We start from the raw sequence: 15,356 nt of genomic DNA on the forward strand, positions 1-15,356 counted from the left end.
AGGTGTCGTTATGTCTGATGTTTCTGTGCTCGCACACCAGCTTGACCGGCAGCGCAGGCGTCGTCTGCTGCTGACCGCCGTGCTGAGCTGCGCCGTCGTGGCAGCGATTGCCCTGGATACCCACGTTGTCAGAACAGATGCTGCCGGGAGCGCGCAGCAGGGCTTTTCACCAGACAGCTGGGCTGAGCAGCACTTTCCTGAGGTGAAGCAGAGCGTGGAGCGTCGTGCCGTTGATGCACAAACGCTGGCAGCCGCGCTGCAGGCAAATCAGCAGGCTGCTGCCGCGCAGTATGGTGTGGGTTCGCCGCTGCCAGTGATCCCGGTCAGGCTGCAGGGCGTGGTGCTGCCTGGAGAGAAAGGTATTTTTCCGCTGCAGATCGCCGGCGTGCCGCAGAGCCTGAAAGTGCGGCTCCAGACCGGTCCAGCCCTGAGCGGAACCGATCTGCGCGACGCCAGCGGCACCATTCAGTTCGGGGACTTCACTAACCAGATTGAGTATCAGAACGCCGGTGCGGCGCTGAACCGCGCTATGAAAAACAGCGTCCTGGAGAAACTTGACCGCGACACGCTGCCGGGTAAGACCGTCCAGGTCACCGGCGTGTTTCGCCTGCTTAATGCCGGTAACTGGCTGATCACACCGGTAAGCCTGGAGGTTAAATGAAAGCCTTTCCTGTTAATCCGGCGCTGTTAAAAGGGGAAGTGGTGCTGCAGGCGCGTAACGTCAGCAAGGTATATGGCTCCACGCATGCGCTGAAGGGCGTGAACTTTGAGATACGCCGTGGCGAAGTCACCACGCTGTTTGGTGAAAACGGCGCCGGCAAATCGACCTTAATGAAAATTTTATCCGGCGTGATTACGCCAACATCCGGGGAAATTCTGCTTAACGGCGAAAGTAAACTGTTTCCCTCCGCCACCGAGGCGCGCAGCTGCGGGATCTCGATTATTCATCAGGAGCTGAACCTCGCGCCCAATATGAATGTCCGTGACAACATCTTTATGGGCCGCGAAATCATGGGTGCTACCGGCGTCGACTACGACGAAGAGGCGCGGCTGACCCGGCATCTGATGGCCGCGCTGGAAGAGGATATCGACCCGCTGACGCCGGTAGAGAACCTGCGACTCGGTCAGCAGCAGATTGTGGAAATTGCCCGGGCGCTGTCGGTCAACTCACAGATCCTGATCATGGATGAACCCACCTCAGCGCTGAGCGCCGCCGAAGTCAGCGTGCTGTTTCAGGTGATCCGCGATCTCACCAGCCAGGGCGTTGCCATCGTCTATATCTCACACCATCTGGAAGAAGCGCTGGAGATCACCGACCGCGCTGTCGTGCTGCGTGACGGCGTGATGACTGCCTGGGCAGAGCGCAGCGATATCGACCTCGAATGGATTGTGCGCAACATGGTGGGTGAACATTTCGATCTCGGCTCTCCGCCGCAGGGTTACGACTTTGGCCCGCCTGCGCTGACGGTTGAGAACCTGACGGTGAAGAGTAAAACCGGCATCCGTCTGGTGGATAACCTTTCACTGACCGTAAAGGCAGGCGAGATCGTCTGTATCTATGGCCTGATGGGAGCAGGGCGCACGGAACTGCTGGAGTGCGTTGCCGGACGTATCGCGCAGAGCAGCGGCGGAATACGCCTGCAGGAGACGGATGTCAGCCGCCTGTCTCTGGCGCAGCGTATCGCTATCGGGCTGGCGCTGGTGCCGGAAGATCGGCAGCGTGACGGACTGGTACAGACCATGAGCGTAGGGGAGAACCTGTCGCTCGCAAGCATCGGTGAGTTTGTCCGCGGGCTGATGCTCTCAGGCCGCCGCGAGAAGCAGCTGGTCAGTGACACCATCCGCAACGTCACGGTGAAAACCGCAGGCGGTGATGCAGCGATTGGGTCGCTCTCTGGCGGTAATCAGCAGAAAGTGGTGATTGGCAAAATGCTGGCAACGCGGCCCAACGTGCTGCTGCTGGATGAGCCAAGCCGCGGCATCGATATTGGTGCCAAAGCAGAAGTGTTTCGCCTGCTGGCAGAGAGTGCGAAGCAGGGGCTGGCGGTGGTTTATACCACCTCCGAGGTCGGTGAATGTCTCAGTATTGCTCACCGCATTGTGGTGATGAGCAAAGGACGTATCTCCGCCATTTTCGACGCCAGCGTAAGTAAAGAGCGCATTATGGCGGCGTCAGGTGAAGCACTGGTGGCATAACATGAAAAACGGAGTGAAAAGTATGACCGATCAAACGCAAACGCTGGCCACATCGCCCGCGGCGAACGCCGCCCGCAGTACAAAACACCTGAACCTGGCACGCCTGCTGCTGGAAGGACGCGCCTTTATTGCGCTGCTGGTGATTATCGCGACGTTTTCGTTTCTGTCGCCCAATTATTTCAGCGGGGCGAATTTCCTGACAATGGCCTCACACGTTGCGATCTTCGGACTGCCCGCCATCGGCATGCTGCTGGTGATCCTGAATGGCGGCATCGATCTCTCTGTAGGCTCTACGCTGGGGCTGGCCGGCGTGATGGCAGGCTTTATGATGCAGGGCATCAGCCTTGAGGCGCTCGGCGTGGTGCTCTATCTGCCGGTGTGGGCCGTGGCGCTCCTCACGCTGGTAGTGGGCGCACTGGTAGGTCTGGTGAATGGTGTGCTGATTGCTGTCTGCCGCGTACCCGCCTTTGTCGCCACGCTTGGCACCATGTATGTGGCGCGCGGCATTGCGCTGCTGATGACCAACGGTCTGACGTATAACAAGCTTTCCGGGAGTGAAACCCTGGGCAATACCGGCTTTGACTGGCTCGGGTTTAACCGGCTGTTCAACATTCCGGTTGGCGTGCTGGTGCTCGGCGCGGTGGCGCTGGCGTGTGGCTTTCTGCTGAGCCGTACTGCATTTGGCCGCTGGCTTTATGCGTCAGGCGGCAATGAACGGGCAGCCGATCTCTCCGGCGTGCCGGTCAAACGCGTGAAAATCAGCGTGTACGTGCTGTCAGGCATCTGTGCTGCGATGGCGGGGCTGGTGCTCTCTTCGCAGCTGACCTCTGCCGGGCCGACGGCAGGCACCACCTATGAGCTGACGGCGATTGCAGCCGTGGTGATTGGGGGCGCGGCCCTGACCGGCGGACGCGGTAACGTGCGCGGTACGCTGCTGGGAGCATTTGTAATCGGTTTTCTCTCTGATGGACTGGTGATTATCGGCGTTTCTGCTTACTGGCAGACGGTGTTTACCGGGGCCGTAATTGTACTGGCCGTATTACTTAATACGCTGCAGTACGGGCGACGCAGTCGCTGAATCGCGTGCGCCGCTGCGGTGCGCGTTTATCCGTAAAAAAACCTGTACCCTGATAATAACGGAGTCACTATGTTTACCAAACGTCTTATTATTGCCGCTACCGTCGCCATCAGCACCTTCGCTGCACCAGGCTGGGCCGATAAGGGCCTGATGACCATTATCGTCAATGACCCCTCTAACCCTTACTGGCTGACAGAAGGCCAGGTCGCACAGAAGGCGGCTGAAAAACTCGGCTACAGCGCCAAAGTCAGCGCCCACAAAGGCGATACCAACACGGAAAGCCAGCTGATTGATACCGCCATTACTAATAAGTCAAAAGCGATCATTCTCGATCCGGCTAACGCCGATGGGTCAATTGGCTCAGTGAAAAAGGCGATTGCCGCCAATATTCCGGTGTTTGTGATCAACGCAGAGCTGAATCAGAGCGGGCTGGCTAAAGCGCAGCTGGTCTCGAACAATGCGCAGGGCGCCGCCACCGGTGCCATGGAGTGGGTGAAGCAGGTGGGTGACAGCGGTAACTATGTTGAGCTGGTAGGGCCACCCTCTGATAACAATGCGGCAACCCGCGCCAACGGGTTTGATACCGTACTGTCGCAATATCCCGATCTGAAAAAGGCGGGGCAGGAAGTGGCGAACTGGGATCGCACCCAGGGCTTTAATAAAATGCAGTCGCTGCTGCAGGCTAATCCGGATATCAAAGGCGTGATCAGCGGCAACGATGAGATGGCGCTGGGGGCTATTGCGGCACTGAAGCAGGCCGGAAAACTGGGTCAGATCAAAGTCGGGGGCTTTGACGGCACGCCGGACGCGGTCGATGCGGTGAAGGCCGGCACGCTGGCTTATACCGTTATGCAGCCGGTAGCGCTGTTTGCACAGAAGGCGATTGAGCAGGCAGATACCTTCCTGAAAACCGGTAAAACCGGCGCGCCGGCTGAAAAACAGCTGTTTGACTGTGTGCTGATCACCAAAGAGAACGCCGGTAACTTTATTTCACCGTTTGTGCTTAAACAGTAATCGCAGACGCCCCGGTCAGCAGCAGATGGCCGGGGCACACGACGTTAGTTATTTGCATTAACGGGTTTAACGCGCTGTAATTACAACTAATCCTGCATTTTACTCCTCTCCGGAATCTATATGGCGCATAACCCACACGACACGCTGCCCGGTGTTTTCACGGCTGACACGCTGCCCGGCGACAGCCGCCAGGCACGCCAGCAGGCGCGCCGCCAGCTGATCGCAGAAGCGGTCATGGCCGAGGGCGCTGTACGCATCGAGGATCTGACCGGGCGGTTTGGTATCAGCCTGATGACCGCACACCGTGATATTGATGAGATGGTCGAGCGCGGCCTGCTGCATAAGTCGCGCGGGGTGGTGTCAGCTACGTCAACCAGCCTCGTGGAATCAAGCGACATTTATCGCGCCACGCGTCAGCTGGAAGAGAAACAGGCGATTGCAGAAGTTGCGGCCAGCTACCTGGAGCCGGGGCAGGCGCTCTTTATGGATGATTCCACCACGGTGTTTCAGCTGGTGCGGCAGCTTTACGCGAAAGCGCCGCTGACGGTGATCACTAACTCCCTGACCTTAATGAACGAGCTGCGTAACGGACGGGATATCACCCTGATGGGGCTGGGCGGGCAGTATCACCCCTGGTGTAATGCTTTTATGGGACGCATGACGCGCGAAGAGATTGCGTCACTGCGCGCGGATATCTTTTTTGTCAGCATGTCAGCGATTGTCGATGACGCGGTATTTCATCAGTCGGCAGAGACGGTAGAGACCAAGCGCGCTATGTTTGAATCGGCGCAGAAGCGTATTTTGCTGATGGATCACACCAAGTTTGGCCGGCGCGCGCTGCATCGCTTTGCCGATCTGCGCGAGTTTGACGTGGTGATCGTGAATCAGGGCACGCCGCTGCCGCTGCTGCGCCGCATGCAGGATAACGGTGTTAACGTGGTGGTCGCCCCGGTCAAGCGCACCGCTGGCAGCCCGGAATAACGCTGGTTCATTTAACATAAGACTAAAGCCATCTCGTCTGCCAGCGCCTCCAGCGCCATTATCAGCTCAGCGGAGCGGGAGGCCGGACAGGAAAGTGCTGCGGGCTCCAGCGCGCCTGCGGGTAAACGGTCGCCGAACAGCATGACAGCCAGGCCACCGTGCTGGCGCGAGGCCCAGCAAATCCCCTGTGCCTGCGGGCAGGCGTGGTAGAGCTGGCCCGCCCAGCGCTGCGTCAGCGGATAAGCGCTGGCACCGCAATGAAGCAACTCTGCTGGTGTGGTGCCCAGCCGTTTTAACAGGCGCGGATTGAGATCGATAAGTGCCAGCGGGGTATGCGGCAGCAGACGGCTATGCATTAGCGGTTCCAGTCGCGTGCAATCAACCGGATAGCCGGCACAGCGCAACGGCAGATCGCGTAACAGTGTCTCCATCAGCGCAACGGCAACACTCTCTCCTGCATAGAGCGTCGGCACGGCAGTGCCATCAACGTTAAACAGCGGACTAAAGCGGGCCTGACCCACGCCGGGATTAAACTGCGCAGCGCCAAATACTGCAGCATGAATACGATCCAGCGGCTGAGCAACGGGCCACGACGTCAGACGCAGCGCGCCCGCAGGGATAGCAAAAGGAATAGCATCAGGCGGGAAGGGCTCCTCAGCCATTTATTGCGCCTTCTGTTTCCGCCTCAGCCGCTTTCAGCACGGCTGCCGGGCGAGACGCCAGCAGGTCGCACGGTCGTTTATCATCCAGCCAGCTATTGGGCGCCTGAAACCAGAACGCCAGCGTCCACGGCGATTTTGTATCGGCAAAGCGTTCAAGGAGTGTTTTCATCACCGGCAGCGGCTCGCCGCCTGCATCCAGCGCCCAGGCAGGGAAATAGTCGCGGCCCGCTTCGGTAATCGCAAAGATTTTACCCGCTTTTTTCCAGCGGTTAGCCTGCGCAGCAGGGTTGCGCGTTACCGCGTTACCCCTGCGTAAGCCGCTGATTTCGCGGGCGGTCAGCCATTCTCCGCCGGAAAAAAGGGTCTGGCGCAGCTGTTCACGCCGCGCGATATTGCGCGCCGCAAAAGCGGTGTGGTCCGCTGCGGAATCGGGCAACGCCGGGGCTGTACGCGCTTTCAGACCGGCCAGCGTCGCGACGGCGCTCTCTACGGCAATCAGCAGTTCAGGTAACACGCTATTGCGCGGCAGGCGAACCACCAGATATTCACTCGCTTCATCGCACGGGATATCCTCAAGCGCAATCGCTGTAGCGGGCAGGGTGTTCATTACCTCATCCACGGAGAACAGGGTAAAACGCCGATGATCCTGACGGGAAGCGCGACGCATTTTCATAGTCTCTCCGGTTACTGGTTAATGTGAGAACATTTTCTGTTCATAATTATACCACATATCACTAATATCATGCATATCACGTTACCCTGCGGCTATTCTGTTAGCTTTTCTGTACAGAAAACCAGCTATAACAGCTATCAGCCAGCTTTTTACCCGCGCGGATTGCGTAACGCTCGACATACCGGAACAGCAGTGCGGCCAGCGCAATACTGCCGCTTACCGACAGCGCAAAAACCAGCAGCTTTGTGCCGGCGCTGGCGTCAGCCGGCAGCTGGTTGAGCAGCACGCGGCGCAGCGGATAGTGCACCAGATAAAGGGAATAAGAGATATTACCGAGGAAATTCAGCACCGGCTGCGGCGCTGACTGCCGCCCGTCGCTGAGCAGAATAACGCAGGTCATGATAATGGCAGCCAGCCAGTAGCCACCATGCAGGCCAAAAGGCTGCGGGCCTGTCAGCAACGCGACACCTGCAGCGGCAGCGAGTATCAGCCAGACAACGCGGCGTCCGCAGGTGCGCAGCGCCGGCATGTTGCCGCTGACAACCAGTTCGGCCAGCAGCATGCCGGTAATGAACTCAAACACAATGGTATTACTGATAAGTTTGATCCACGCCTGCCACCAGGCATTTACCGCCAGGTCCGGAGACGCCTGTGAGGAGAGGGTAACGGTGCCATTGTAAGCCAGCTGAAAACCGACGGAGGCAACGATAAACATCAGGCTGCAAACCAGACTGCGCTGACGATAGCTGATACACATCGCCAGCGTGAACAGCGTATAGAACAGGACTTCATAGGTCAGCGTCCACGGCGGTCCCAGCGCGCTATAACCAAATACCGGTCCGGCGCTGCTGTAATCCTGCAGGCAAAAGTAGAGCACGCAGCCCATCTGCTGGAATCCGCGTTCGTTATACACCAGCGTCCACGCCGCCAGCCAGACAAGAAAAAACACCGGCCAGATGCGAAAGAAACGCTTAATCAGAAAAGGCAGCGGCCGTTCAGCGGATTGGGCCGTGATAAAGGTCATGATAAAGCCGCTGATGATAAAGAAGATATCCACGCCCAGCGCGCCCGGAATATGCGCCGCCATACCATCCGGTAACAGCAAAGCGTTATGCGCAACAACAACCAGCAGCGCGGCAAGTCCACGCAGATACTGAACAGAAAGAATCTTCATTGAATTTCCTTGTGGCTGACCTGAATATCCGGACGTACTTTGTCAGAGAGTACCACGATTACCGGCGGCTATCTAAGTGCACATAATGTATATTATGTTAAATAAGAGAACACATTCACGATGGCGCTCAGGCCTCAGGCATTTGTCAGCCCGTTTTCTCTGTCAACCGCCTCACCTCTTCCGTTCAGCCTGTTATCCTCCTGCCGTCTCAGCGTGACGACTTTTTCTGCTGCAGTCGTCGCTGCTTATCCTGCCGGATACGCCCCACATACTTTTTCATGTCCGCTGCTTTAACCGGTAACTCTTTCTGCCAGAATGCTGCCGGCACATAATAACTCTCCGGCTCTGCGGCAAATATCGCGATCAGCTGTTCAAAGATGCGGTACAGCGCAATATCATGACTGACCTGTGCACGTACCACATCTTCCTGCATGGCAAACGCATACAGCGCATCAGCATAACGCTTCATCGCTCTGAAGCTCACGGGCTGCGCGGCGGTCACCTCATCAGGCGCGCTAACCGCATCAAACTTCTCCAGCAGAAAATAGACGCACGGCAGCATCATGGCGTTAATACGGGCCACCTCAATCAGCGGATCGCGTCGCAGCGTCTGCAGATTGCTGAACCTGGAGCGCAGACAGGCCAGCGGATTAATCACCCTGACCTGCTCGTGATACTCAGGCTCATCCGGATGTTCCTGACTGACATAAAAAGGTTCGGTATTGAGCAGCAGATTCTCACCGGCGAAGTCCTGCCAGGTAAAACCGGAAGGAAAATCGATGACGTCCACCGTATTGGCATGTGCCGGCTGCGCCGGGTCGGCAAAAAATCGTCCTTTTACCGCTTTTATCGTGCGGGTCGCCTCATCAATCAGGAGAAAGCGCGCCAGTGATGGCGGCTGACCGGCATCGTTCAGGTTTGCGTCAACGCCTAATGCGCGGGCAATGGCCGTAATATCATGTCGCCGGGCGGCATAATCCACGTCCATTGAGGTAATCAGACGCGCATCGGGCAACGCATTACGGTACAGCTGATAATAATAAGAGACCCAGTACTGCACCGCCTGACCGCCAATGGTGATCACCGGATCCCTGAACAGATGCGCCCGGGCAATCAGCTGTTTGTTCAGCAGATAAGCCTGTTCATAAGGCGGAATAACCGGATAGTCAGACATAAAAAAACCCTCATCAGCGAGGGCTTATTTTGCATCACCATAGCGAATCAGGTAAAGCTTACGTGATGTTTTGGCTGCAGTTTACACGATTTGCTCTGCGGCGATTTGACCGCTGGCTGATAGCCCGCTTCTCCGCGTAACACCGCCAGGGCCTGAGCGTCATACTGCTTGTGTTGCGCTTTTTTCAGCTGTGCTGGCGACATGGTATAGGACCTTTTTCCGGGTTAAGCCGTAAATTTACGCTATCCCGCCGCAGGCTGCCACTTTTTTACGCGGTTCTAAGCGACTTCTGCTGACGTGTCGATCAACGCCTGAAGGCGCTGGCGATAAGCGGTGTCAAACTGCGCCGGCACGCGCCGGATATAATCAAAAGCGTGTTCAGCCGCTTCACCCTTCAGGCTGGCGAGATGCGCAAGCGCCTCGTCGCAGCTGGGGATCAAGCCCTCCTGATGCTGATAGCGCGGCGGCAGCGCGGTCCAGATCACCGCATCAAGGCGACGATCCTGCGCCCAGGCGCTGAGCATCCCTGGCGTACTCTGCGGATGAAGCAGTATGCCCACACCATCTTCGCGCTCATCGGGAATCGCTTCACGGAGGCGCAGTGCCGCTATGGCTTCCGGCAGCGAAACGTCTGCCAGTCCGGCCCAGTAAACGTTTACCGGCGCCGCGTTCATACAAAGCGCCGTGGCCAGCTCTCCTCCATCGCCAATGCGGCAAAACTCCACCGGCAGCGCCGGACCATCCGCATGCCACTCGCCGGCAACCGGCAGTTCGCCAGGTTTCCAGATCAGCGATCCCCAGGCTAAACAGGCTATTTTCACCGCTGTCTCCCTATTGATGATGTTAATTAATGCGCGATCACTTAAAGGTAGCGCAGTTCGCCGTTCCCGCTACGCCCGGTGCAAATCCCCTGCGGCTTTCACACTTTTCCTGTTAGTTTTCTCTATTTCGGGCGCGCTGTGCCACACTTGCAATACCGTCTATTGGTAAGGAAAACTGATGCGTTACTCACTTATTGCCCTGGTCTGCACTGCACTGTGGAGCGCAGGAACCTGCGCGCAGCCTCTGCCGCAGCGCCCGCCAGATACGCTGATCCCTGAACAGTATCTCTCTGCGGTGAATGCCGATAACAGTATAACCTGGCGGCTGTGGGCGCCCGCTGCAAAAGCGGTGGATGTGGTCACCGGCGCCACGCCTGACCGCTATGTCGCGCATCCCATGACCAGGGATGAGCGGGGTATCTGGCGCTTCACCAGTGAACCGCTTACCCCGAGCCTGTATGAATATTTCTTTAACGTAGATGGCTTTCGCAGCATCGATACCGGGAATCCACTGCCCAAACCACAGCGTCAGGTGAATACCAGCCTGATTCTGGTGCCCGGCAGCCTGCTGGATACGCGTCAGGTCCCGCATGGCGAAATTCATACCCTGACCTGGCACTCCGATGTGCTGAAGCGCGAACGGCAGCTGGCAGTCTGGGTACCGCCGGGCGCGGAGAACACGCCGGATCCCCTGCCCGTGCTCTATTTCTATCACGGCTTCGGTGATACCGCGCTCTCGGCGGTGACGCAGGGACGCATCCCGCAGATCATGGATAACCTGCTGGCGGAAGGTAAAATTGTCCCGATGCTGGTGGTGATCCCGGACACGGAGACGGATATCAGTGATGCCATCCCTGAGGCGTTTGCGCCCGCTTCCCGGCGTGAAACCTTCTATCCGCGTAACGCACAGGCGGCCGACCGCGAATTAACGCAGGAGATTATTCCGCGGATCGCTCAGCGCTACCGCGTGCGCCGCGACGCCAACAGTCAGGCGCTGGCGGGGCTCTCTCAGGGCGGTTACCAGGCGCTGGTCAGCGGCATGCGGCATCTGGATCAGTTTGCCTGGCTTGGCGTCTTCAGCGGCGTCACCACAGAAACCGTGCCTGACTTTCGCGTTGCCGCACAGCTGAAAAAGCCCGCCGCCATTAATCGTCAGCTGCGCCTGTTTTCACTGGCGGCAGGCGGCGACGACATCATCACCGGCCGCGATATGACCGGGCTGCAGGCGCTGCTGGAGCAGCAGAAAATCCGGCATGAGTGGCACAGCTACCCTGGCCTCGGGCATGAAATGGATGTCTGGCGTCCGGCCTATATCGCATTTGTGCAGCAGCTGTTTAAACCTTCAGACACCCGGTAGCGCCCGCCACAGCGTCAGCTGGTTCTCAGCCGGCTGACGCTGATAGCTGACGCGATCCACGCTGGCGTAGATCAGCGGCCAGCCCCGGCCGCCCTCATCCAGCAGACCGATCTCATCAAAACCACCCTGCGCGCTCTTCAGCAGCGTCTCCGGCACCGGCTGCCCGCTATCATACAGCGTGACGGTGACGCCCTGCTCATCGCAGGCAAAATGAACCCGATAGTGCTGCTGCGCATCATCCTGATAACCGTGGCGGATAATATTGCTTGCCGCCTCGCACAGCGCCAGATCGAGCGGATAGATCCAGCTCTCCGCCAGCTGAAGCGGCTGCAGAAAACGGCGCAGCGCGTTACCAAGACGGGTCAGGCTATTTAGCGTGGCGGGCAGCGTCAGCGTCTCTGTGGCAACTGCGTGGTGCATAGGCCCCTCCTTATTGCAGCGTCTGCAGCGCCTCATCGCGATCGGCGCACAGGGTAAAGACCCGATCCATCCGGGTCAGGGTGAACATACTTTTGATATTGCTGTTCAGGGCGCACAGGATCAGCTGGCCACCATTGAGCGATTTCAGAATAGAAATCAGCGCGCCCAGACAGCTGCTGTCGATAAAATCCACGCGTGAAAAGTCGAGGATGAGCGCGCGCGTGCCCTGCCGGATCTCCTCCAGCACCTGCTGCTTAAAGGGCAGCGCCACAGCGGCGTCCAGTCGTCGTACCACCGGTGTCAGAATACGGGTGTTATCCACTGTGTCAGATTCAAACTTCATGTGCAGACTCCTGTTCGTCCGGGTTGAGGCGTTCAATAACCAGCAGTGAAATGTCATCACCTGCCGGTGCGGTACTGTCTGCGGGCAGTTCGCGCCAGCGGTTAAGCTGCTGGTGCAGCGTCTGCAGCAGACTCTCTGCCGGCTGGCAAGCCTGCCCGGCCAGCAGCGCCTGCAGCCGCGCCATACCAAACATCTCCTGCCGGGGATTTTCACATTCGGTAATGCCATCGCTGTAGAGGCAGAGCCGTTCGCCAGGCGCCAGCGTAAAGCTCACCTCTTCCCAGCTCAGATCGTCGAGCAGTCCTACCGGCGCACCCCCCTCACCGGCAATCCGAATTGCGCCATCGCGCGCCACAATCAGCGGCGGAGGATGGCCGGCCTGACAGAGCCGTCCGGCACCGCTCTGACGATCGATGACGCCATACACCATAGTGAAGTAGCTGGTGACATCGCTGCTTTGCGCCACAAAGCGTTCATTCAGTATCGCCACCACCGCGGCGGGCGGCGTAATCGCCTCGCCGCTGTAAAGAAACCGTTCTACCGTACGGCCGTGGAGGAACTGACGCGCTACCGCTACCGACATCATCGCTGCCGATACGCCGTGCCCGGAGACATCGACGCTATAGAAACCGAGCGCCTGCCCGTCCAGCGGAAAAAAATGAAAGATATCGCCGGAGACCCAGGCAGAAGGTATAAACAGCCAGTCAGCAAACCAGCCGGCGTGATGAATGGCGTGCGGCGGCAATATACTGCGCTGCAACGCGGCGGCAGCCTGCAGATCGGTTTCAATCTGCTGCAGCGCCTGCTGCAGACTCTGGTTGCGGCTCTCCAGCGTCGCCTCCAGCTGCAGAATGCGCTCTCCGGCATGCAGCCGCGCCTGCAGCTCAACCCGGTTTACCGGCTTACGCAGAAAATCATCCGCCCCGGCGGCGAAGCCGGCGCGTAAATCGTCGGTGCTTTCGCGCACTGTCAGCAGGATCACATAGATATAACGCTGCCGGAACTGCTCACGTACCTGACGGCACAGGGTCAGCCCGTCCATAACCGGCATCTCCCAGTCGCTAATCAGCAGATTGACCGGATGCTGCTGCAGCAGCGCCAGCGCCTGCTCACCCTCTTCTGCCTCCAGCACGTGATAGCCCCACTGCCGCAGCAGTCCGGCCAGCAGCTTACGCCAGGTAAGCGCATCATCAACAATCAGTACGGATTGTGCGGAAACAGGCTGCATACATACCTTCCTAAAACGGCAAAAACCAAATCAGTGATACCGTCCCCTCACGAAACTTTGCGTTCGCACTGCTCCTGCCAGGAAAGCGGGTACCGCTATAGTTGCTGTACTGCAATGAGAAAGAGCCAGGCGTATAACCGGCATAGCCAAAGCTGTAACTGTAATCTCCGTTCCACGGCTGCTGCTGGCTGGCGTGCGGATACCAGAATGCGGTGGCGCGGACAAAGAAGTGCTGTTTAAAGGTGTAACCGCAGCCGCCCAGCATGACCTGCTTGTTGGCGCGCAGATCGTTATCCGCCAGCGAATAGTAGCGTGGCACCCAGCTGTAGCCGAGCTGGCAGGTCAGCGCATCTCCGTCATTAATCAGCAGATGACGCTCAAGCGGTTTTGGCAGTGAAAATTTATAGGCGAAGGTAAACGCGCCCTGCTCAAAGTAGGTAAAGCGCTTATTACCGGAGGGAAACAGATGGTTATCGCCATAGTTGCTGTAGACCAGGCTGAAGGTGTTGGCATGCCAGTCGTCATAGCCAAAGCTGTAGCGAAAATCAGTCGTGTACCGGTCAAAATCGCTGACTGGCGCGCGCAGGGTAACGTTGGCAAACCAGTAGCTATAAGGTGAATACTGCATGCTCAGGTTCAGCAGCTGATTAATCTTCTTCTTTTGCTGCGCAGATTCAGAGCCGTTCGGGATGGTCAGCCACTGCTCTTTCAGCCCGCTTGAAAAACTCAGCGCGCCGGAGAAAGTATCTTTGTTACCGGAAAAGAGCCGTCCCCAGCGGCTGGTAAACACGCCCGCCTGAATCGGTTCACTGCTCTCTGCCGCGGCCCCCTGATCGGAGCGGATCTCTGCCGCTGAGGCGTTAAGCGTACCTGCCACCAGCATCACCACACCGCACGTTATCCCTGCCCGCTGCCCGTATTCCATCTGATGTCTCCGATCAATTAGGAATAAAACGTCCGCCAATCTCTTTCTTAGCCATCCACCACAGCAGACCCAGTGCGCCCAGATGGATAGCGGTGTTGCGCAGCCACGCCTGCTGCCACAAATCAAAGGTGACGAACTGGCTGACGCCCAGCACCACAAATACGTGCAGGATAAAGGTGTAAAGCGAATGCTGACCGAGCGGGATCAGAAACCAGCCCGCCACCCTGTTAATGGGCCACCAGCAGCGGGTGAGGATCAGATAGACCAGTAAAATCAGGCAAAAGTCGTTGATTACCCGGCACGGGCCCAGCGCATTTTTGGCGGCAAGGTGATGATAGAACCAGTTGAAATCAGCGGGCGGAATGATGTGCAGCAGCAGCGCTGGCGGCATAAACGGATTGGTATGGTTCTGTGCAACGAACATCATCACCAATGCATAAATCACCATAAGCGCGATCGCCGCATAGCCCGCCGGGGTGCGCGCCAGCGAGGTCAGCTCATCTTTGAACCAGCCACAGCACATGCCAAGCACGTAGATCAGCTGCCACGCCAGTAGGGGAAAGGCGAATTCAAATTCGGAGACGGTAAGCCGCAGCGGCCAGCGCTGGTAAGCGAGATAGCCCAGCAGCGACGCGGCGATCAGCCAGCCCGCGCGCCGCGACTGCAGCAGCCAGAGAAACAGCGGGCTGATCAGCAGCAGGCAGATATAGAGGCCGAGGATCTGCGTCTGATGCGGACCAATCTGCAGGTAAAGCACAATGTTAAACCAGGTCTCTTTAATCTGCGGCGTGGCGGGAAACAGCGCCCAGACCGTACCGGAGTAGCGATCGACAAAGTGCGTGACCTCAAAAGTGTTGATAAATGGCAGCGCAGAGAACAGCAAAATCAGCAGCACGATGACGATATTCACCAGATAGATCTTCCCTGCCCGCCGCCATAGCGTCCAGCCAATTGTCAGCAGCACCTCTTTTTGCAGCCGCTGCCGGTTGAGCATACCGAGCATAAAGCCGGAAAGGATGACAAACCCTTCAGCCCCTGTCGTCAGGCCAAATCGCTCCCAGGTAAAGATATTGATCACGGAGAGCAGTTCAGTATGGGCCACGACCATCATCACCAGCGCAATCCCGCGCAGCATATCAATGCGCAGATCGCGCCGGCCAGGCACAGCATAACGCCATGTGTGCGGCACGGTGACAGACGGCGCAGCCGCGACGGCAGATTCGCTCATAACGCATTAGTCCTGCTGATAAAGGATGAGTAAAAACATTAATATAATATATATTTCAGATGTAAGGAAAAGTGTAGCTCCA

Annotated in this window: 17 protein-coding genes; 6 read left to right on the plus strand and 11 right to left on the minus strand. The window is 57.8% G+C overall.

The genetic code is table 11. The annotated features are described in order from the left end of the window. Positions 1-10 precede the first annotated feature (10 nt). The 5 genes from BBA90_RS12130 to BBA90_RS12150 all read left to right on the plus strand — a co-directional run bounded on the left by BBA90_RS12130 (position 11) and on the right by BBA90_RS12150 (position 5,269). Positions 11-661 carry a DUF2291 family protein gene (locus BBA90_RS12130; RefSeq protein ID WP_065649361.1) on the plus strand — a complete coding sequence of 217 codons (651 nt, stop codon included), beginning with the start codon at positions 11-13 and terminating at the stop codon, positions 659-661. Then, a complete protein-coding gene (locus BBA90_RS12135) occupies positions 658-2,196 on the plus strand; it encodes a sugar ABC transporter ATP-binding protein (protein WP_065649362.1) in 1,539 nt (512 codons plus the stop codon). The genes BBA90_RS12130 and BBA90_RS12135 overlap by 4 nt, the downstream gene beginning before the upstream one ends. A 22-nt stretch (positions 2,197-2,218) precedes the next feature. Beyond that, entirely contained in the window at positions 2,219-3,274 is a 1,056-nt protein-coding gene (locus BBA90_RS12140; protein ID WP_065650474.1) for an ABC transporter permease, read from the plus strand. Positions 3,275-3,343: 69 nt separating this feature from the next. Further along, the gene (locus BBA90_RS12145) at positions 3,344-4,288 is read left to right on the plus strand and encodes a D-ribose ABC transporter substrate-binding protein (protein ID WP_065649363.1); all 945 of its coding nucleotides are present in this window, start codon (positions 3,344-3,346) and stop codon (positions 4,286-4,288) included. Between the two features lie 120 nt (positions 4,289-4,408). Continuing rightward, positions 4,409-5,269, plus strand: a complete 861-nt coding sequence (locus BBA90_RS12150) for a DeoR/GlpR family DNA-binding transcription regulator (RefSeq protein ID WP_065649364.1) — start codon at positions 4,409-4,411, stop codon at positions 5,267-5,269. A gap of 11 nt (positions 5,270-5,280) precedes the next feature. On the opposite strand, the gene BBA90_RS12155 is transcribed toward BBA90_RS12150, so the two are convergent. The 6 genes from BBA90_RS12155 to BBA90_RS12175 form a co-directional block, all read right to left on the minus strand. Next, positions 5,281-5,931: an RES family NAD+ phosphorylase gene (locus BBA90_RS12155; protein ID WP_065649365.1), complete on the minus strand. Its 651-nt coding sequence runs from the start codon at positions 5,929-5,931 to the stop codon at positions 5,281-5,283. After that, complete coding sequence (locus BBA90_RS12160) at positions 5,924-6,604, minus strand: hypothetical protein (RefSeq protein ID WP_065649366.1); 681 nt, start codon at positions 6,602-6,604, stop codon at positions 5,924-5,926. The genes BBA90_RS12155 and BBA90_RS12160 overlap by 8 nt, the downstream gene beginning before the upstream one ends. 100 nt (positions 6,605-6,704) lie before the next feature. After that, positions 6,705-7,778, minus strand: a complete 1,074-nt coding sequence (locus tag BBA90_RS12165) for an acyltransferase family protein (protein WP_065649367.1) — start codon at positions 7,776-7,778, stop codon at positions 6,705-6,707. Positions 7,779-7,986: 208 nt separating this feature from the next. Then, entirely contained in the window at positions 7,987-8,952 is a 966-nt protein-coding gene (locus BBA90_RS19440; RefSeq protein ID WP_065649368.1) for a hypothetical protein, read from the minus strand. 47 nt (positions 8,953-8,999) lie between these two features. Beyond that, positions 9,000-9,155 (minus strand): hypothetical protein, encoded by a 156-nt coding sequence (locus tag BBA90_RS19365; protein WP_167350677.1) that lies wholly within the window; start codon positions 9,153-9,155, stop codon positions 9,000-9,002. Positions 9,156-9,230: 75 nt separating this feature from the next. Next, a complete protein-coding gene (locus BBA90_RS12175) occupies positions 9,231-9,773 on the minus strand; it encodes a hypothetical protein (RefSeq protein WP_065649369.1) in 543 nt (180 codons plus the stop codon). Positions 9,774-9,951: 178 nt separating this feature from the next. Here BBA90_RS12175 and BBA90_RS12180 point away from each other — a divergent pair, with 178 nt between their 5' ends. Further along, the gene (locus BBA90_RS12180) at positions 9,952-11,130 is read left to right on the plus strand and encodes an alpha/beta hydrolase (protein WP_084798765.1); all 1,179 of its coding nucleotides are present in this window, start codon (positions 9,952-9,954) and stop codon (positions 11,128-11,130) included. Here BBA90_RS12180 and BBA90_RS12185 read toward each other — a convergent pair. Genes BBA90_RS12185 through opgC form a run of 5 tightly spaced genes read right to left on the minus strand, consistent with a single transcriptional unit; the run spans position 11,116 to position 15,274 of the window. Beyond that, complete coding sequence (locus BBA90_RS12185; RefSeq protein WP_065649371.1) at positions 11,116-11,550, minus strand: ATP-binding protein; 435 nt, start codon at positions 11,548-11,550, stop codon at positions 11,116-11,118. The genes BBA90_RS12180 and BBA90_RS12185 overlap by 15 nt on opposite strands. Before the next feature lie 10 nt (positions 11,551-11,560). Further along, the gene (locus BBA90_RS12190; protein ID WP_065649372.1) at positions 11,561-11,893 is read right to left on the minus strand and encodes an STAS domain-containing protein; all 333 of its coding nucleotides are present in this window, start codon (positions 11,891-11,893) and stop codon (positions 11,561-11,563) included. Next, positions 11,883-13,121: a PP2C family protein-serine/threonine phosphatase gene (locus tag BBA90_RS12195; protein ID WP_065649373.1), complete on the minus strand. Its 1,239-nt coding sequence runs from the start codon at positions 13,119-13,121 to the stop codon at positions 11,883-11,885. Before BBA90_RS12195 ends, BBA90_RS12190 begins: the two co-directional genes overlap by 11 nt. A gap of 10 nt (positions 13,122-13,131) precedes the next feature. Next, complete coding sequence (locus BBA90_RS12200) at positions 13,132-14,004, minus strand: hypothetical protein (protein WP_065649374.1); 873 nt, start codon at positions 14,002-14,004, stop codon at positions 13,132-13,134. A 55-nt stretch (positions 14,005-14,059) separates the two neighbouring features. Then, the gene (opgC, locus tag BBA90_RS12205; RefSeq protein ID WP_065649375.1) at positions 14,060-15,274 is read right to left on the minus strand and encodes an OpgC domain-containing protein; all 1,215 of its coding nucleotides are present in this window, start codon (positions 15,272-15,274) and stop codon (positions 14,060-14,062) included. Between the last annotated feature and the right edge of the window lie 82 nt (positions 15,275-15,356).

This window comes from Pantoea eucrina (assembly GCF_001691555.1).
Taxonomy (GTDB): domain Bacteria; phylum Pseudomonadota; class Gammaproteobacteria; order Enterobacterales; family Enterobacteriaceae; genus Pantoea; species Pantoea borealis.